This is a genomic window from Corynebacterium sp. HMSC05C01 (assembly GCF_001807155.1).
GTDB classification, from domain to species: Bacteria; Actinomycetota; Actinomycetes; order Mycobacteriales; family Mycobacteriaceae; genus Corynebacterium; species Corynebacterium coyleae.
The window spans coordinates 1-16,512 of the sequence record NZ_KV787932.1 but is presented as its reverse complement, the minus strand read 5'-3'; the positions used below and the strand labels follow the sequence as shown (position 1 = coordinate 16,512).

The following is a 16,512-nucleotide window of genomic DNA, read 5'->3' as shown; positions in this document are numbered from 1 at the left end:
ACGAGCTCCCTAGAACAGCTTGTCGGCGATCGCCGCCTCGTCCTTCAAGGCGGTGATGTTGGCGTCGATACGAGCCCGCTGATCGTCGCTGAGCTCCAGCTTTTCGACGACCTCCCACGCACCGTTTTCACCCGTCACCGGGAAGCCGAACACAAGCCCTTCGTCCACGCCGTACTGGCCCGTCGACGGCAACGCAGCCGTCGTCCACTTGCCAGCCGTGCCCTGTACCCAGTCGCGCATGTGATCCACCGACGCCGACGCTGCAGACGCCGCCGAGGACTTACCGCGCACCTCGATGATCTCCGCGCCGCGCTTGGCCACGCGCGGGATGAACTCGTCGGTATACCAGGCGCGATCCACCTCAACCGGGTTGCCGTCCACCGTGGCGTAGGTGATGTCCGGGAACTGCGTATCCGAGTGGTTACCCCACACTGTCAGGTGCTCAATGGCAGTCGAGGACACCCCGAGCTGCTGCGAGAGCATCGACAGCGCACGGTTGTGGTCCAAACGCATCAGCGCGTTGAAGCGATCCGCTGGCACATCCGGCGCCGCCTTGTTCGCAATGTAGGCATTCGTGTTCGCCGGGTTGCCGACCACCAGCACGCGGACGTCATCCGCAGCACCGTTGTTGATCGCCTGCCCCTGTCCGATGAAAATCTTGCCGTTTGCAGCCAGCATGTCCGCGCGCGACTCGCCCTTGCCGCGCGGCTTCGCCCCCACCAGGAACGCCGCCTGCGCACCGTCGAATGCCTTGTTTGCGTCGTCGGTCACCGTGATCTTGTTCAGAAGCGGCAGCGCCGAGTCGTTGAGCTCCATTGCCGTGCCCTCAGCCGCACGCACTGCCTCCGGGATCTCCAGCAGCGTCAGGTTCACCGGACGATCGGGGCCGAAGACGTCGCCTGCTGCCACGCGCCACAGCAACGAGTACGCAATGTTGCCTGCTGCGCCGGTAACAACGACGTTTGCGGGGGTCTGGGACATGATGAGGCCTCCTCTTTCTGTTTCTGTTTCCCCTTCAACCTACCCCCACAGGGGGCAACATTGGCCGGTACTGCGCCACTGATCTGCCAAGTGGTGCACGATGAGAGGAAGCAAAGAAGCGTATCGACGACCCCACCACACCGAACCACACCGAACCACACCGAAAGGGAGCCCACGGACATGGCCGACACCGCCGCACCCGAGACTGCCACCTCCCCTTCCCCCGGTGCTGTCGTCGATGCCGCGATTGTCGCGTTTGCCCACAACGGTTACGACGACGTCAAACTCAACGCGCTTGCACGCACCACGGGCATGAGCAAGCGCATGATCCACTACCACTTTGGTAACAAGCGCGGCTTGTACCTCGCAGCGCTCAAGGTGGCAAGTGCTCGCATCACCCCGCCTCAGGACATCGCCACCCGCTCCTACGCCGCCCCCGTCGAGGGGATGCGCCGCTACATCGACGCCCTCTACCACGCGTTTTTGGACCACCCCGACGGTGTGCGCCTCGTCCTGCGTGAAAACCTCGACCCCGTCGCCGCCGAAGAAGACGCCGCAGCGCTTGTCAGCGAGAACGAAGTACTCCTCCACGTTGAACGTCTGTTGCTCGCAGGCCAAGACGCGGGAGCATTCCGCCCCGGTATCTCCGCTGTCGATCTGCTCACGCTGGTCGCATCGCTGTGTTTCTTCCGCGTGGGCAACAGCCTGACCGCACTGAGCGTCAGCGACGTGGACTTTGCAAGCCGCCGCAACGTCGACGGCATGCGCCGCATGGTCATCGACACCGTGCTGACGTTCCTCACGTCCAACATCCCCTACTCCGGCTACGAGTCCTACCTCGAACCCACCCCCACTGCGGAAGAAGAAACCGCCGACGTCTACAGCGACGACGGCGGCCTAATCTAAGCAGAACTGCGTTACGCGGAGCGCTGCTTTTCTTCCTCGATGAACTTCGGCTCGCCCTCCCCGCGAGCGGCTGCCTCATCCAGCACAACCTCAGCGACGCCGTCACGATCCGGCAACTCGTACATCACCGGAACGAGCAGTTCCTCCATGATCGCACGCAGGCCACGCGCACCGGTCTTGCGCTCCGCTGCCTTGTCCGCGATCACACCAAGCGCCTCGTCGGTCACCGTCAGTTCCGCGCCGTCCATCGCGAACAGGCGCTTGTACTGCTTCACCAACGAGTTCTTCGGCTCCGTGAGCACGCGCTTCATCGAGTCGCGGTCCAGATCATCGACGTGCGCGATGATCGGCAAACGGCCAATAAACTCGGGGATCAGGCCGAACTTCACCAGATCGCCCGGCTGCACCTGCGCCATCATGTTCGCCTCGTCGCGCTCCGACTTCGAATCGATCTCCGCGCCGAAGCCGATGCCCTTCTTGCCCACGCGCTCCGCGATCACCTTGTCCAGGCCAGCGAACGCGCCGGCCACGATGAACAGGATGTTCGACGTGTCCACCTGGATGAACTCCTGGTTCGGGTGCTTACGTCCACCCTGTGGTGGCACGGACGCAACCGTGCCCTCCAGGATCTTCAGCAGCGCCTGCTGCACGCCCTCACCCGAAACGTCGCGGGTAATCGACGGGTTTTCGGACTTGCGGGAAATCTTGTCCACCTCGTCGACGTAAATGATGCCGTGCTGCGCACGATTCACATCGAAATCTGCCGCCTGCAGCAACTTCAGCAGAATGTTCTCCACGTCCTCGCCGACATAGCCAGCCTCGGTCAGGCTGGTGGCATCCGCGATCGCGAACGGCACATTCAACATGCGCGCCAGTGTCTGCGCGAGATAGGTCTTGCCAGAACCCGTCGGGCCAAGCAGCAAGATGTTGGACTTGGAAATCTCCACTTCCTCGTCCTTCGCACGGGCCGAAAGGTTCGACTCCTCCGCCTTAATGCGCTTGTAGTGGTTGTACACAGCCACAGCAAGCGTGCGCTTGGCCGCATCCTGGCCGATCACATACTCGTCCAGAAACGCCGTGATCTCCGAAGGGCGCGGCAAACGCTCTCCTGATTCCTCCTGGCGTTCTGCGCCGGCGAGCTCCTCTTCGATGATCTCGTTGCACAGTTCGATGCATTCGTCGCAAATGTAGACGCCTCCGCCCGCAATCAGTTTGCGGACCTGCTGCTGGCTTTTGCCGCAGAAAGAGCACTTCAGAAGGCTAGCGCTGTCATGCGTAGTGGCCATATGCGCGTATCTACTCCCGTTCCCTCGCCGAAATCTTCCCCAAGTCTAGTGGGTGCTGAACCCCACACCCTACAACGCACGACGACACATCCCTGTTCCCGTCCCACGCACCCAAAACGCGGTGGGACTAAACTAAGCGCATTGTCCTCGGAACGATCAGCTAGCCTAGACACATTCTTTGATGTGTCTGAAAGGAAATCCGTACCCGTGAAACGCAGCCGCGCACTTGCCACCATCGCCGCAGCGCTCATCGCCGTCCCGGCGCTCTCCGCCTGCGGCGGCTCGGACGACGAGGCACGCATTGCTGAACCGGTGCTGGATTTCCCCCAAACCAGCACAACAGCCACCCCAACCCCGACGACCACCACCTCCGAGGAAGACGACGAGACCACAACCTCCTCGTCCACAACCACGAAGAGCTCCTCGAGCTCCTCGTCGAAGACGTCCACCACGACGAAGTCGTCCACCAAGTCCAGCAGCAGTCGCCGCAGCTCGAGCGGATCCGGCAACTCCGGCGGTTCCGCACGCGAGCCAGAGGTCGCTCCCGCACCGGACGAGCCGGGTGCTGCCTGCGCATGGCCCGCACAAGGCTCGCAGGGCGCCAGCGACGAATACAGCACCTTCTGCGACCGTGAATGGGCCCGCACCGTCACACCAGACGGTCAGGACTACTACTGGGTCGCACGGGGTAACGGTTGGGCGTCTGTAGACCCGCAAAACACCGCAGACGGCGTGTGCTGGTCGCGCGGCGACTTCGAGGGCGCACCAGAAGCCATCCGTAACGCAGTGAAGTTCTGCGACGACGCAGCGCCGACCTCCGCCGACGTCGTGGAAACCCCAACCGAACAGTAGGTGGTTGTGGTGCGACGCCGGTGAGGGCGTCGTCGTAAAGCTAAAAAGCGCCCTTACGGGCGCCTTTCTTTTTAGCCGTTGAGCTTGCGGTAGTCGAAGACCTGGTCGATGATCCCGTACTCCACGGCTTCCTCAGCGGTGAGGATCTTGTCGCGGTCGGTATCAATACGAACCTGCTCTGGCGTACGGCCCGTGTGGTGCGACAGCGTGTTCTCCATGAGACGACGCATACGGTCGATCTCAGCCGCCTGGATCTCCAGGTCCGACACCTGACCCTGGGTGCCCTGGGTAGCCGGCTGGTGGATCAGCACACGCGAGTTCGGCAGCGCCGCACGCTTACCCGGCGCACCGGCAGCCAGGATGACTGCGGCGGCGGATGCAGCCTGGCCGAGGCACACCGTCTGCACGTCGGGGCGGACGTACTGCATCGTGTCGTAAATCGCCATCAACGCGGTAAACGAACCACCCGGGGAGTTGATGTACATCGTGATGTCACGGTCCGGATCCTGGGACTCCAGGACCAGCAGCTGGGCCATGATGTCGTTCGCCGACGTGTCATCAACCTGGGTGCCAAGGAACACAATGCGCTCCTCAAACAGCTTGCCGTACGGATCAATCTGCTTCGTGCCGAAGCTGGTCTCCTCCAGGAACTGCGGCAGCACGTAGCGGGAGCTGGGCATTTGGAAAGTCATAGTAAAAGTCTCCTCTTCTCGTTGCTTGCCTTAGTCGCCAATCGCGTGCTCGCCAGCCATGGCGGCATTCTCGATGACGTGGTCCACGATGCCGTATTCCTTGGCCTCCATTGCGGTAAACCAGCGGTCGCGGTCCGAATCCTTCGTGATCTGTTCGAAGGTCTGGCCGGTGTGCTCTGCGATAAGTTCAGCCATCTCACGCTTCGTCGCGGCAAACTGCTCAGCCTGGATCGCAATATCAGCAGCAGTGCCGCCAACACCAGCAGACGGCTGGTGCATCATGATGCGTGCGTGCGGCAGCGCGTAACGCTTGCCCTTCGTACCGCCAGACAGCAGGAACTGGCCCATGGAAGCGGCCAAACCCATGCCGTAGGTAGCGATGTCGCACGGGGAGTACTTCATCGTGTCGTAAATCGCCATACCTGCGGTCACCGAACCGCCCGGCGAGTTGATGTAAAGACTGATGTCGCGCGTCGGATCCTCAGCCGACAGCAGCAGAATCTGGGCGCAAAGCTTGTTGGCAATCTCATCATCCACCTGCTGACCCAGGAAAATAATGCGCTCCCGCAGGAGGCGCTCGTACACCGAGTCTCCCAGGTTCATACCTTGAGTCGGGGAAGTCATAACAGATGCTCCTTCGCTAGTTCGTCGTGTAACGCCACCACCCTACTCGCGCGCGCGGGGGAGTTGAACCTTGTTCGCTACCGGCGTACGGCCAATTCTTATCGACGACCCCACGCCCCACACAAAAAAGCGGCCGGAAGCGAATGCACGCTTCCGGCCGCCCAAAAATCCTTGGTTTAGAGGGGATTACTGCTCCTCAGCAGCCTCGTCCTCTTCCTCGATCTCACCGAAGTAATCGTTCGGGTCAACCTTGTTGCCAGCCTCATCCTTCACCGAGGTGCGAGAGATAGCGGCGGCGAGGGCCTTGCCGCGACGCACGTCGGAGAACAGGTTCGCAATCTGGCCGGACTGCTGCAGCTGAGCCACGAACTGGTTCGGGTCCATGCCGTAGGACTGTGCGGTGAACAGGATGTGGTCGGTGAGCTCCTGCTGGGAAACCTCCGGCTTCTCCTCCTCCGCCACAGCGTCGAGGAACAACTGGGTGCGCACGGACTCTTCAGCCTGCTCGCGGGACTCCTTGTCAAACTCTTCGCGGGTCGTGCCCTGAGCCTCAAGCAGCTGCGCCAGTGCGTTCTCGTCGTGAGCCATCTGGCCGAGCAGCTGGTGGAGCTGGTTGTGCACCTGCTCGTCGACGATCGACTCCGGCAGCGCGAACTCAACCTGGGCGAGGGCAGCCTTGAGGACCTCGTCGCGAATGTCAGCAGCCTGCTTCGCCTTCGCGTTCTCCTCAACCTGCTCGCGGGTGGACTCACGCAGCTCGTCGACGGTGTCGAACTCGGACGCCATCTGGACGAACTCGTCGTCAAGATCCGGAAGCTTGCGCTCCTTGGTCTGCTGGACGTGGACCTTGACGGTCGCCTTCTTGCCCTTGTTCTCGCCGTACTGGATCTCGGTTTCGAACTCGTTGTCTTCGCCGGTCTTCATGCCGCGCAGAGCGGTGTCCAGACCCTTCATCAGGTCGTCGGCGCCGACGCGGTAGGTCAGGCCCTCAGCGGAAGCGTCGTCGAGCTTCTCGCCGTCAATGGAAGCCTCAAGGTCGATGACCGCGAAGTCGTCGGTCTTCATCTTGCGCTTGGTGTCCTTGAGCTCACCGAAACGCTCGCGCAGGGAGTCGAGCTCGGCGTCAACAGCCTCGTCGTCAACCTTGAGCTCCGGAACAGTGACCTCAATCTTGGCGAAGTCCGGCACCTTGATCTCCGGACGGACGTCGATCTCAGCGGTGAACTCGACAACGTCGTTGTCCTCGATCTTGGTGACCTCAATCTCCGGCTGGCCCAGCGGGTTCAGGTCGTTCTCTGCCAGAGCCTGCTCGTAGCGGGTCGGCAGCATGTCGTTGACAACCTGCTCCAGGATCGGACCGCGGCCGAAACGAGCGTCGATCAGCTGGCGCGGAGCCTTGCCGCGACGGAAGCCCGGAATGTTGACCTGCTGGGAGATCGCCTTGTATGCCTGGTCGATCTCCGGGCCAAGCTCGTCGAACGGCACGCTGACGTTGAGCTTAACGCGGGTGTCGCTGAGCTTTTCGACGTTAGTCTTCACGGGTTTCTCCTGTACTTGTTTCCATCAACGAGTTTCAGTGCTTATAAGTGGCGGGCCCGTACAAAACGGGCCCGCCTTTGTCGGGGCGACAGGATTTGAACCTGCGACCCCCTGCTCCCAAAGCAGGTGCGCTACCAAACTGCGCCACGCCCCGTAGGCGGCAAAACCGCCACGGTATGAACCGAATCAGTAACCACTCAAGCGGTTCAGGTTGATCATTGTAGCGGGCGTTTATTCCAGGGTCACATCGGGGCATAAGAAAACCGGTTCTGCATGCAGAACCAGCGTTTACCCTGGATCAAAGGTGGTAACGGTGGATACAAAGGCTGGGGTGATCAGGTTCGTGACCTGGCGGCGAAGCTCTTCCAAATCCGTGTCCTTGGTGTGTTGGATCGAGACGACGACTGCTTCCACGTCGGTGGCGTGGCCGTCATCGTCGTAACGCAAGAAGACTTGGGATTTGCCGTCCGAGCCGATACCCCGGATCACCCCATCCACCCGTGCGGTATCCAGGCGCTTGCAGATGTCGTGCGCGATCACGAGTAGGGGAAGGCGCTCGCGGGTCTCGGCGGTGGCGTAGCCGTAGACGGTGCCCTGGTCGCCAGCACCGGTGAGCACGAACGCGGATTCATTCCCGTCGCGGGCTTCGAGGGAGGTGCTAACGCCTGCGGCGATGACCGGGAATTGAGTGTGAGTGTGCACGGTGACCTTCCACCCGGCAGGACTGTAGCCGGCGCAGATCACCGCGCGGCGCAAACTTTCACGCACACGCACACGCGCACGCGCAGTTGAGGTGTTTTCGCCTGCGACGATGATGCGGCCCTTGGTCGCCATGACCTCCACCGCGCACCGTGCCGCCGGGTCAGTGACGAGCAGGTCGTCGAGGATGGTGTCGGCGATGAGGTCGCAGAGCTTGTCCGGGTGACCAATACAGGTCGACTCACCGGTACGAACAGTGGGCATCGGGTGTACTCCAATCAACTGGGAAGTGGGTAGGGACAAGAAATGCCCACCCCGGCATTCACCGGGATGGGCAACAACAAAAGGACGAGTGAAGCGCAGCAGGTCTGTGGGGTTAGCGGGATTTGAGCAGGCGCTCCATCAACTCATCCGCAGGGCTGGCTCCTGCGTACTCACGGGTGCTGGTGGCGCAGACAATTTCGCAGATCTCGTACCAGTACACATTCGCCTGCTTAGAAAAGCTCTGGCTCATAGCGACGAACGGGGACGCGATCGTAGCCCCAGTGGTTGGGTGCGTGCCGAGCAGGCCGAACTTGGTAATCGCCTCCTCGCACTGGATGTAGCGGGCGAACGCCTGGGCGTAGGCCTCAATCAATCTTGGGGATACGAAGGAGGCAACACCGCGTGCGTTGAGCCAGGCCCAGGTTTCCCGGTAGAGCTCCCCAGCCAGCAGCGGCTGACCATCACGCTGTGTCGCGGACAGATAGGCGGAAGGTTCGGGCATAGTTTCCCGTCGAGTGCAGCGCCTTCACCCATGTCCACACCGTCCAGGCCGAAAGGGTCCAGGTCGACGGGTTCGAGCAGACTGGAGGCGGGTTTGCCGGCTTCGAGCTTGTCCTTAAGGGGATCGGGTTTCGCGCCGGCGCGGACGCACCTGCCGCCGCGGTTGGTGCCGTCCTTGGCCACGAGCCCACCTCCTTCCTGGGTTTAATAGGTCAATCCGGGGTTTGATTCGGGATTTTTGCGCGCAGAGGGCCTAGCCCGCCAGCCCATGGCCTAGGCGCTAGAGATTTCATGCCCCCTACGGGGCCTGTAAACCCCGCAGAGCGTCGAAAGGAAGAAAAACTACTCTCAAAACTTCCACCGGGAATCTAAGGCTCTCAGAATCGCTTAAAGCGCGTTTTATGCTGCGAAAATGATTGGAGGTATCAACTCTAAGCAGTGCTCAAACACTCATTGAACAGCTACTTGAGTTTTGTAAGCGAGGTGATCGGAGTAACCAATCTGCTGCACTTGACAGGAGTGGGCTGTTATTCCTTGTGTTACGAAGATATGGTCGATGGGTGATCTTAAAAGGTTGGGCGCACCAGCTGGCCACGTACCAGTGGGGGTGGTTGAACAGAGCTCTTGCGAATCAATAAGCCTGCCTCTAGTGGCAAGAGGTCCGTGGCGAAGAGTGGCGTTAAAGTCGCCCGCGATTATAAGCGGTTTTTGTATCGAGCTCCCAAACTCAACGACACGATTGATGTCATCTCGCCACTGATTCATAAGTCTAGGCAACGGTGGTGCTGTATGTAGCCCTAGAATCACAGGAAGCCGAGCATCCTCAAACTCGATGGCAACTGTTCCGAATGATGTTACCGGGCCTCGTGTAAAGTGCGCTGCTCCAAGCCTTTTATGTACTACGACTGACGTGGGGGCGATTTGCCCTGTATAAGTGTTCGGAAGACCATCATTACGAGTTTCAAAGAGCTGGCCGTCATAGTTTGACGTTTCTATCGCTTCACGAAGCTCATAGCCGGACGTTTCGGGCAGAACGATGATATCGGGATCCCATGTACTGACAAGTTGTTGGAAATCGCTGGTGGCCAGCATTGATCCCGTATTAAACGTAACGACCGTCAGGTTCCTCTCTGTAACAGTGGAATGTTGTTGGCCGCTGACCTGATGTGGGATACCATTCGGTGCAAACAAAAATCCTGCTCCCGCGACAATCCACACTAAACAAGAAGTTAGGGCAAGTCTTGGCCATCGCCTCCACCAACCGACACCGGTAGCACACCCGCCAAGGAGTAGTATCACCAGACCCAGTGCTTGCGGGAAGGCTAACACCTGAGCGAAGGGAAGGTAGACGCTCAACGATCTGGCAACCCCAAACTGTGGGAATAGCGCCACAATACAGGAAAAGCCGGCCAACACAATCCCGCAAACAAACATAGCCTTGCACCAGAGTAATCGCTTAGAACCACTCTGGTGCAAGGCTTCCCAATTGTCGCGACTCATGGGACTCTGGTCAGCTACCGTAACGTCACCAACCGGTTGTTGTGTGCAAGCCATTCACAACGGTCGGAGGCGCTATCATAGGTGCGATAGCTTTGACCAACTGATCGACCAGTTGCGTTGTTAGCGAGATCCATCTCCTTATCACGGCCAGAAGATTCAGCTTCATGGCGATCACCGAACCCCCGCGCTTCTCCCACGCCCATGTCGATGGTCATTCTGGCACTCCAATAGCAGTGGCGGTAAGCGTCACCCTTACCCTGATACAGAGAATCCCTGCCGAACTTGGCCTGGGATCTTGCAAGTGCATCATCTGCTGCCGATTTAGCGGATGCGCATTTACCCATGTTCCAGGGTTGCGCGCAGAACCTAGCTTCTGCACCGTTCAGCCCACCAGGATAGTATCCGTAAGTGGTGAACTCATCCGGTCGAACAGGTTGCGACTCGCCGACGTCAAGAGCGTCAAGACTGAACCTCTGAAGCTGGTCTGTGGTCAAGTAGTGACTTGCTGAAGTGGGTTGCGTGTTAGCATCTTGCGTTTCTTCAGCCCATGCTGGTGTTGTGCCGAGGCCGAATGTGAGGGCCAAGGCGGTGACGACAATTGAAGTTCGGAGTGTGTGTTTTAACGTAGTCTCTTTTGCTTGAGATTGCACCATGGCAAAACCCTAATACAGTGTCTGCCAGATCGCAACCCTATCGACAATGTGTGGCGGGACACACTTTGCTAATAGGTGTAGACGCGTGGGGCTTGTCGCCACCGGTCACAATCCAACGCGGACTGCCTAGAGTGGCAGGGCTTACACAACGCTTTAAGGTTGCTCTCATCATGCGTACCACCCTTCGAGAGTGGTTGGATGTGATGCACCTCGACCGCTGGCGTGACCCGCCCTGCTTTCTGGCAGTCCTCACACAACGGGTGGGCCGCGAGATACCGCTTGCGTACCTGTTTCCACACCTTGTCGTAGCGGCGGTTAATCTTTGGGTCGCGCTGGTACTTGCGATAGCGTGCAGTCTCAAGCTTCGCGTGCACCGAGCAGTAGCGCTCGTGGGTGAGCTGCGGGCAGCCGGTGTCTGAGGTCACGACATATTTGACAGGGTGTGCCTGCAGAAGGTGTTGTGATCCTTGACAGGCCAGTCGCGACATAGTTGACACTTAGGGCTACCTCAGCCGTGTCGGTGACGCTTGACCGGTGAGTCGGGACATGTTTGACATCATGAACAGTCCCAACCGCAACCTCGCCATTGTCAGAGCCGTCAGAGACCAAGGTGCGACACCCACCAACGTCGCCAAACGCTTCGGCATCTCACGCCAACGCGTCCACCAGATCCTCAACGCCTACGACGCAGGCGGCGCAGATGCAATCGCACCAAAATCACGCGCCCCTCACACCCACCCGCACGCGGTACCAGAAGCGTTACGAAACGAAATAATCGACATCCGCAAGCAACTCACCCGGCACGGACTTGACGCAGGGCCCGAAACCATTGCCTACCACCTTGAACAAGACGGCAAACGTGTCCCGTCGACTTCCACGATCCGCCGCATTCTCACGAACGAAGGGCTCATCACCCCACAGCCGAAAAAGAGGCCGAAAAACTCCTACATCCGCTTCGAAGCCGCAATGCCCAACGAATGCTGGCAAGCCGATATCACCCACCTCTTTCTTGCCGACAACACACGAGTAGAAGTCCTCGACTTCCTCGACGACCACTCGCGATACCTGCTGTCAATCACCGCGGCTGCCGCATTTTCAGGCGCTGCCGTCGCTGCCGAACTGGGTCGCCTCATTGCCCACTACGGTCCACCAGCATCCACGCTGACAGATAACGGCCTGGTGTTCACCACCCGCCTTGCCGGACGTAAAGGCGGGCGAAACGCGTTCGAAAAAACACTCGCCACGCACAAAATCCAACAGAAAAACGGCCGGCCGGGCCACCCACAAACCCAAGGCAAAATCGAACGGTTCCACCAAACCCTCAAAAAATGGATCAACGCCCAACCCCCAGCACAAACCATCGACGAGCTGCAACAACTCCTCAACGAATTTCGCCAATACTACAACTGCACACGCCCCCACCGAGCCCTAGGCAGACGCACGCCACAACAGGCACACACCACCGGAGTCAAAGCCACACCCAACGACAACCCCAAAGAAGAATGGCGCACCCGAAACGACACCGTCGACAAAAACGGCAAAGTCATCACCGAGCACTACATCGACACCGCCCGCGACTACCAAAAGGCCTACTGGAAACACGGCGACCCACCACTTCACGCCGAATGAACAAAACCGGCACCCCAGAACAAAAACAACTGGGATGCCGGTCCGTCCAGCATGTCGCGACTCATGACAGTGGAGGGAATGACGGGAATCGAACCCGCGTCTTCAGCTTGGAAGGCTGAGGTATTAGCCACTATACGACATTCCCATGCGTAGAAACGCTGCCTTAACGGCTGCTCGGAACTTTAGCGCAGGTTCACCCGTTGAACCAAACAACAACGAATTTTAGGAGGAGCCATGCTCGGTCTGTTGCTCATCGTCTTTGCTATTGGTGCGTTGATCATGCTGCCCACGATGGGTGGTGGCGGTCGTCGTCAAGTGCAATCGCGCCAGCAGGTGCAGATTTCTTTCGACGACGCCTACGCCGACGCCAAGCGATGGACCGACCGCCTCGGCTCGCAGGTGCTGAACCTCTCCGGCAACGACGCCGCCTCCACCCAGGCCATGGCCGACGCCTCCGAGCGCTTCAACGCAGCAAGCGCAGGTCTTGCCGACGCCCGCACGCCAAAGCAGGCCATGCTCGCCCGCGAATCCGCGCTCGAGGGCCTGCACTACGTCAACGCCGCGCGCGAAATCATGGGGCTTCCCGCCGGTCCTGCGCTGCCAGAGTTGGAAGGCCAGCGCCAGGCAGGCCGCGTGACTGAACAGCGCAGCGTGCGCCAAGAAGACGGCACCGTTGTTACCGCATCGCCCGTAGCCACCGAGGCGACCCCGCACTACTACCCCGGCGGCGCCGTCGCAGGCCGCCCCGTGCCAGCCGGCTGGTACTCCACCGCATGGTGGGCCCCGGCGATGATGACGGGCATGTGGGCTGCGTCGTCGATGATGTTCTACTCCACCATGTTCGCCGGCATGTCCGGCGCCGCCGCACCCGAAGCGTTTGAGGCTGGCGGTCTCGGCGACGCTGCTGGCGCCGAAGGCATGGGCGACATGGGAGATATGGGTGATATGGGTGACATGGGTGGCGGCGATTTCGGCGGAGACATGGGTGACTTCGGCGGCGGCTTCGACTTCGGAGGCTTCGACTTTTAGGCGTGCGCTAGACTGCGCACGATTGCCTACCCCCTACCTATAAGGAGTGGCCGTGCGTATTGCCGTGCTGCTGAAAGAGGTGCCGGACACCTACAGCGACCGCGAAATGAACCTGGAGACCGGTCTGACCGACCGCTCCGGCGACGTTGTTGCCGACGAAGTTGGCGAACGCGCCGTCGAAGCAGCGCTACGCATCGCGGAAGCACTTAACGACGACACCGTGGTCGAAATCCTCAGCGTCGGCCCCGAAACGTCTGCCGACTCGATCCGCCGCGGCATCGCCATGGGGGCCACCGAGGCCTACATCGTTTCCGACGACGCCTTGACCGGCGCAGACGTCACCCTCACCGCCGAGGTGCTTGCGGCGTTGATTCGCAAGAACGGTTATGACCTCGTCGTCACGGGCAACATGTCCTCCGACGGTGGCACCGGCGTCGTCGCCCCCATGATCGCCGAACACCTGAACTGGCCCGTACTGACCAACCTGACGGAACTGACCGTCGACGGCACAACCGCCACCGCCACTCAGGCTTCCGACGGCGCGATCGTCGAACTGCGCGCCGACCTTCCGGCCGTCGTCGCTGTTGCCGACGAGTTCGCCGACCCCCGCTACCCCAACTTCAAGGGACTCATGGCGGCGAAGAAGAAGGAGCTCAACACGCTCACACTCGCCGACCTGGACATCGACGCGGAAGATTTCACCCACCCGCGCGCCATCATGGTCGCCATTGACAAGCGCCCGGCCCGCGAGCGCGGCGAAATCATCGACGCCAACTCTACCGCCGCCGCGAAACTCGTCGACTTCCTCGAATCCAAAAACCTCATTTAAGGAGCACCCATGACTGAAATTCTCGTTGTCCCGGACCGCTCCCACGACGGCAGCCTCGACCCCCACGCCGCCGAACTCATCGGCGCGGCCTCCGAAATCGGCACCCCCATCGTTCTTATCGACGACCGCACCCACGCCGACGCCCTCAGCACCCTCGGCGCGGCCACGGTGCTGGTTTCCGACGCCCCACTTGTCGACGCCACCACCACCGCCCTCACCACCCTCAACCCCGCCGCCGTGTTGTTTTCCCACACCGTGCGCGGGCGCGAAACCGCCGGCCGTGTAGCCGTGCGCGCAGGCAAGGCGCTGTTGACCGACGCGGTGGCGGTTCGTCGAGACGCAGAAGGCATCGTCACCGACCACCAGAACTTCGGCGGCGCCTACACCGCAACCGCCGCCGCCACCCACTCGGCGCCGGTGATCACCGTGCGCCCCGGTGCCGTGGAAACCCGCGCCGCTGCCGTCGCAACGCCTGAGGTGCGCGACCTCGACGTCGAGCACTCCGGCGCACGTACCGCCGAGGTGGTCTCCGTCACGCCGGTCGAGCGCACCTCCACCCGCCCCGACCTGCTCACCGCAGACAAGGTCGTCGCCGGTGGCGTCTCGCTCGGCGACGCCGACATGTTCGAAGAACTCGTCGGCGGGCTCGCGGACACCCTCGGCGCCGCCGTCGGCGCCACCCGCTCCGCCGTCGACGAAGACCAAGTCGCCTACGAAGCCCAAATCGGCCAAACCGGCGTGCTGGTCAGCCCGAAGCTCTACATCGGCATCGGCATCTCCGGCGCTGTCCAACACCTGGTGGGCATGCAAACCGCCGACACCATCGTCGCCATCAACAATGACGAGGATGCCCCCATCTTCGACATCGCTGACTTCGGCATCATCGGCGACCTCTTCGACGTCGTCCCACAGATCATCTCCGAGATCGAGGCTCGTAAGTAATGCCCCAACTCCGACGCGGCCTGCCCCGTGTTCCCGGCGGCGAACCATGGCCCCCGCTAATCGACGACCCCACCACCCCGACCACCTCCGCCCCCGCTGAGCCTGTCGCGGCGCCTGCCACTGTGTCTGCTTCCTCGCCGACCACCGGTTTGCGCCAGGGCCTACCTCGTACCCCGGGTGGTGAACCCTGGCCACCGGCCACCGCCGTCGCTGCCTTCGCAGGCGCTGCGGGCGCTGCTGCGGCTCCGTCCACAGCGACACCGAGCGAGCCTGACGCTGCTGCGACTAGCACGGCCGACGCAGCCGATCAGGCCACAGCTCCAGCTGCAGCCCCCGCAAACACCGTCGAGGTTGCCTTGCGCCGCGGTCTTCCCCGCGTCGCAGGCGGCGAAGCCTGGCCACCCGCCGGTACTGTCCACGTGCCCGCACCAGCCGAGCCCGAGGTCGCACCGGCACCGGAACCGGAACCTGCACCGACTCCTGAACCCGCAGCCGAAGCAGCCCCCGCTGCCGCAACAACCGCCGACGCCACGCCCGAGCCCGACCCGGCTCCGGCAGCGCCGGCGCCGGTGGAGGTGCCGGCGGGGCGTGGGGTCGTCGATAAGCGATGGCTCATTCCAGCCCTCGTACTGGTCATCGCAGCATTCGTCGGCGCACGCTGGTTCATCGGCACCGACACCGGCGCCGACTTCGTCGCACGTTACGACGGAATGCAGCCACTACCCGACAACGCCCCCGTCGGCTTCCCCGCCTGGCTCAACTGGGCCCACTTCTTCAACATGTTCCTCATGGCGCTCATCATCAAGACTGGTCTCGACGTGCGCAGAGAGAAGCGGCCGGCAGGCTACTGGACGTCGAAACGCAACGGCAAAAAGATCTCACTGACCCAATGGCTGCACCAAACCCTCGACATCGCATGGGTCGCACTCGGCGTAGTGTTCTACATCCTGCTGTTTGCCACCGGCCAATGGGTCCGCATCGTGCCAACCAGCATCGACGTCATCCCCAACGCCATCTCCGCAGGACTGCAATACCTCGCACTCGACTGGCCCGACGAACACGGCTGGGTCCACTACAACGCGCTGCAAGAACTCGCGTACTTCACCACCGTATTCATCGCCTCCCCACTCGCGATCGCATCCGGCTTCCGCATGAGCTCCATGTGGCCGAAAACGTGGAACGGGGTGCCCGTCGCGTGGGCACGCGCCGTGCACTTCCCCACCATGATCTACTTCCTCATCTTCATGGTCATCCACGTCTTCCTCGTTGCGACGACCGGCCTGCGCGCCAACCTCAACGCCATGTTCGCCGCCCAAGACTCCACATCCTGGACCGGCACCTTGGTATTCCTCGGCGCCGTAGCCGTCACTGCGCTCGGATGGTTCCTCGCCCGCGGATCCTTCGCAGCACCACTCGCGAAACTGACCGGCAAAGTGACCAAACGCTAAAAGTCAAGACCCAGCAAAATCTGTGGATAACTTTCCGGCATGAGTCGGTGGGTTATCCACAGATTTTTTGTTGGGTCTTGTCGGTTGTTAGGCGGTTGCTTAGCGTTCATGCCATGGCATTTGTAGACCTTCTCGGCT

At 61.2% G+C, this 16,512-nt stretch carries 17 protein-coding genes and 2 tRNA genes; 7 read left to right on the top strand and 12 right to left on the bottom strand.

From position 1 onward, the window contains the following. Positions 1-9 precede the first annotated feature (9 nt). Positions 10-981 (bottom strand): malate dehydrogenase, encoded by a 972-nt coding sequence (locus HMPREF3145_RS00410; RefSeq protein WP_070421298.1) that lies wholly within the window; start codon positions 979-981, stop codon positions 10-12. A 180-nt stretch (positions 982-1,161) separates the two neighbouring features. On the opposite strand from HMPREF3145_RS00410, the gene HMPREF3145_RS00405 reads away from it, so the two are divergent. Further along, positions 1,162-1,887: a TetR/AcrR family transcriptional regulator gene (locus HMPREF3145_RS00405; protein ID WP_070421297.1), complete on the top strand. Its 726-nt coding sequence runs from the start codon at positions 1,162-1,164 to the stop codon at positions 1,885-1,887. An 11-nt stretch (positions 1,888-1,898) separates the two neighbouring features. Here the strand turns inward: HMPREF3145_RS00405 and clpX are convergent, their stop codons facing one another. Continuing rightward, positions 1,899-3,173 (bottom strand): ATP-dependent Clp protease ATP-binding subunit ClpX, encoded by a 1,275-nt coding sequence (clpX, locus tag HMPREF3145_RS00400; protein WP_070421296.1) that lies wholly within the window; start codon positions 3,171-3,173, stop codon positions 1,899-1,901. A 207-nt stretch (positions 3,174-3,380) separates the two neighbouring features. On the opposite strand from clpX, the gene HMPREF3145_RS00395 reads away from it, so the two are divergent. Further along, positions 3,381-4,025 (top strand): hypothetical protein, encoded by a 645-nt coding sequence (locus tag HMPREF3145_RS00395; RefSeq protein WP_070421295.1) that lies wholly within the window; start codon positions 3,381-3,383, stop codon positions 4,023-4,025. Positions 4,026-4,096: 71 nt separating this feature from the next. Here the strand turns inward: HMPREF3145_RS00395 and HMPREF3145_RS00390 are convergent, their stop codons facing one another. The 9 genes from HMPREF3145_RS00390 to HMPREF3145_RS11375 form a co-directional block, all read right to left on the bottom strand. Further along, positions 4,097-4,717, bottom strand: a complete 621-nt coding sequence (locus tag HMPREF3145_RS00390) for an ATP-dependent Clp protease proteolytic subunit (protein WP_070421294.1) — start codon at positions 4,715-4,717, stop codon at positions 4,097-4,099. 30 nt (positions 4,718-4,747) lie between these two features. Then, the gene (locus tag HMPREF3145_RS00385) at positions 4,748-5,341 is read right to left on the bottom strand and encodes an ATP-dependent Clp protease proteolytic subunit (RefSeq protein WP_070421293.1); all 594 of its coding nucleotides are present in this window, start codon (positions 5,339-5,341) and stop codon (positions 4,748-4,750) included. Between the two features lie 186 nt (positions 5,342-5,527). After that, positions 5,528-6,880, bottom strand: coding sequence for a trigger factor (gene tig, locus HMPREF3145_RS00380; protein WP_070421292.1), 1,353 nt, complete (start codon positions 6,878-6,880; stop codon positions 5,528-5,530). Between the two features lie 80 nt (positions 6,881-6,960). Beyond that, positions 6,961-7,034 (bottom strand) — tRNA-Pro (locus HMPREF3145_RS00375). Positions 7,035-7,168: 134 nt separating this feature from the next. Next, positions 7,169-7,843: an S-adenosylmethionine synthetase N-terminal domain-containing protein gene (locus HMPREF3145_RS00370; protein ID WP_070421291.1), complete on the bottom strand. Its 675-nt coding sequence runs from the start codon at positions 7,841-7,843 to the stop codon at positions 7,169-7,171. 112 nt (positions 7,844-7,955) lie between these two features. Beyond that, complete coding sequence (locus tag HMPREF3145_RS00365) at positions 7,956-8,345, bottom strand: P27 family phage terminase small subunit (protein ID WP_246817443.1); 390 nt, start codon at positions 8,343-8,345, stop codon at positions 7,956-7,958. A 449-nt stretch (positions 8,346-8,794) separates the two neighbouring features. After that, on the bottom strand, positions 8,795-9,562 hold the full coding sequence (locus tag HMPREF3145_RS11380) for an endonuclease/exonuclease/phosphatase family protein (RefSeq protein WP_168162434.1): 768 nt from the start codon (positions 9,560-9,562) through the stop codon (positions 8,795-8,797). A gap of 296 nt (positions 9,563-9,858) precedes the next feature. Beyond that, a complete protein-coding gene (locus HMPREF3145_RS11575) occupies positions 9,859-10,497 on the bottom strand; it encodes a DUF6973 domain-containing protein (RefSeq protein ID WP_141740759.1) in 639 nt (212 codons plus the stop codon). 68 nt (positions 10,498-10,565) lie between these two features. Continuing rightward, entirely contained in the window at positions 10,566-10,985 is a 420-nt protein-coding gene (locus tag HMPREF3145_RS11375) for an HNH endonuclease (protein WP_083279292.1), read from the bottom strand. A gap of 70 nt (positions 10,986-11,055) precedes the next feature. On the opposite strand from HMPREF3145_RS11375, the gene HMPREF3145_RS00355 reads away from it, so the two are divergent. Beyond that, entirely contained in the window at positions 11,056-12,126 is a 1,071-nt protein-coding gene (locus tag HMPREF3145_RS00355) for an IS481 family transposase (RefSeq protein ID WP_070421390.1), read from the top strand. A gap of 70 nt (positions 12,127-12,196) precedes the next feature. Here HMPREF3145_RS00355 and HMPREF3145_RS00350 read toward each other — a convergent pair. Continuing rightward, a tRNA-Gly gene (locus HMPREF3145_RS00350) sits at positions 12,197-12,271 on the bottom strand. An 89-nt stretch (positions 12,272-12,360) separates the two neighbouring features. On the opposite strand from HMPREF3145_RS00350, the gene HMPREF3145_RS00345 reads away from it, so the two are divergent. From HMPREF3145_RS00345 to HMPREF3145_RS00330, 4 genes are read left to right on the top strand one after another with little or no spacing between them, the layout of a single operon-like run. Next, entirely contained in the window at positions 12,361-13,155 is a 795-nt protein-coding gene (locus HMPREF3145_RS00345) for a hypothetical protein (RefSeq protein WP_070421289.1), read from the top strand. A gap of 52 nt (positions 13,156-13,207) precedes the next feature. Beyond that, entirely contained in the window at positions 13,208-13,984 is a 777-nt protein-coding gene (locus HMPREF3145_RS00340) for an electron transfer flavoprotein subunit beta/FixA family protein (RefSeq protein WP_070421288.1), read from the top strand. A gap of 9 nt (positions 13,985-13,993) precedes the next feature. Further along, complete coding sequence (locus HMPREF3145_RS00335; RefSeq protein WP_070421287.1) at positions 13,994-14,926, top strand: electron transfer flavoprotein subunit alpha/FixB family protein; 933 nt, start codon at positions 13,994-13,996, stop codon at positions 14,924-14,926. After that, positions 14,926-16,374 (top strand): cytochrome b/b6 domain-containing protein, encoded by a 1,449-nt coding sequence (locus HMPREF3145_RS00330; RefSeq protein WP_083279291.1) that lies wholly within the window; start codon positions 14,926-14,928, stop codon positions 16,372-16,374. The genes HMPREF3145_RS00335 and HMPREF3145_RS00330 overlap by 1 nt, the downstream gene beginning before the upstream one ends. Positions 16,375-16,512: the final 138 nt, after the last annotated feature.

Coding starts and splice junctions, on each gene's coding strand:
- HMPREF3145_RS00410 (WP_070421298.1), bottom strand. CDS start 981: ATGTCCCAGACCCCCGCAAACGTCGTTGTTACCGGCGCAGCAGGCAAC.
- HMPREF3145_RS00405 (WP_070421297.1), top strand. CDS start 1,162: ATGGCCGACACCGCCGCACCCGAGACTGCCACCTCCCCTTCCCCCGGT.
- clpX (WP_070421296.1), bottom strand. CDS start 3,173: ATGGCCACTACGCATGACAGCGCTAGCCTTCTGAAGTGCTCTTTCTGC.
- HMPREF3145_RS00390 (WP_070421294.1), bottom strand. CDS start 4,717: ATGACTTTCCAAATGCCCAGCTCCCGCTACGTGCTGCCGCAGTTCCTG.
- HMPREF3145_RS00385 (WP_070421293.1), bottom strand. CDS start 5,341: ATGACTTCCCCGACTCAAGGTATGAACCTGGGAGACTCGGTGTACGAG.
- HMPREF3145_RS00370 (WP_070421291.1), bottom strand. CDS start 7,843: ATGCCCACTGTTCGTACCGGTGAGTCGACCTGTATTGGTCACCCGGAC.
- HMPREF3145_RS00365 (WP_246817443.1), bottom strand. CDS start 8,345: ATGCCCGAACCTTCCGCCTATCTGTCCGCGACACAGCGTGATGGTCAG.
- HMPREF3145_RS11575 (WP_141740759.1), bottom strand. CDS start 10,497: ATGGTGCAATCTCAAGCAAAAGAGACTACGTTAAAACACACACTCCGA.
- HMPREF3145_RS11375 (WP_083279292.1), bottom strand. CDS start 10,985: ATGTCGCGACTGGCCTGTCAAGGATCACAACACCTTCTGCAGGCACAC.
- HMPREF3145_RS00355 (WP_070421390.1), top strand. CDS start 11,056: ATGAACAGTCCCAACCGCAACCTCGCCATTGTCAGAGCCGTCAGAGAC.
- HMPREF3145_RS00345 (WP_070421289.1), top strand. CDS start 12,361: ATGCTCGGTCTGTTGCTCATCGTCTTTGCTATTGGTGCGTTGATCATG.
- HMPREF3145_RS00335 (WP_070421287.1), top strand. CDS start 13,994: ATGACTGAAATTCTCGTTGTCCCGGACCGCTCCCACGACGGCAGCCTC.
- HMPREF3145_RS00330 (WP_083279291.1), top strand. CDS start 14,926: ATGCCCCAACTCCGACGCGGCCTGCCCCGTGTTCCCGGCGGCGAACCA.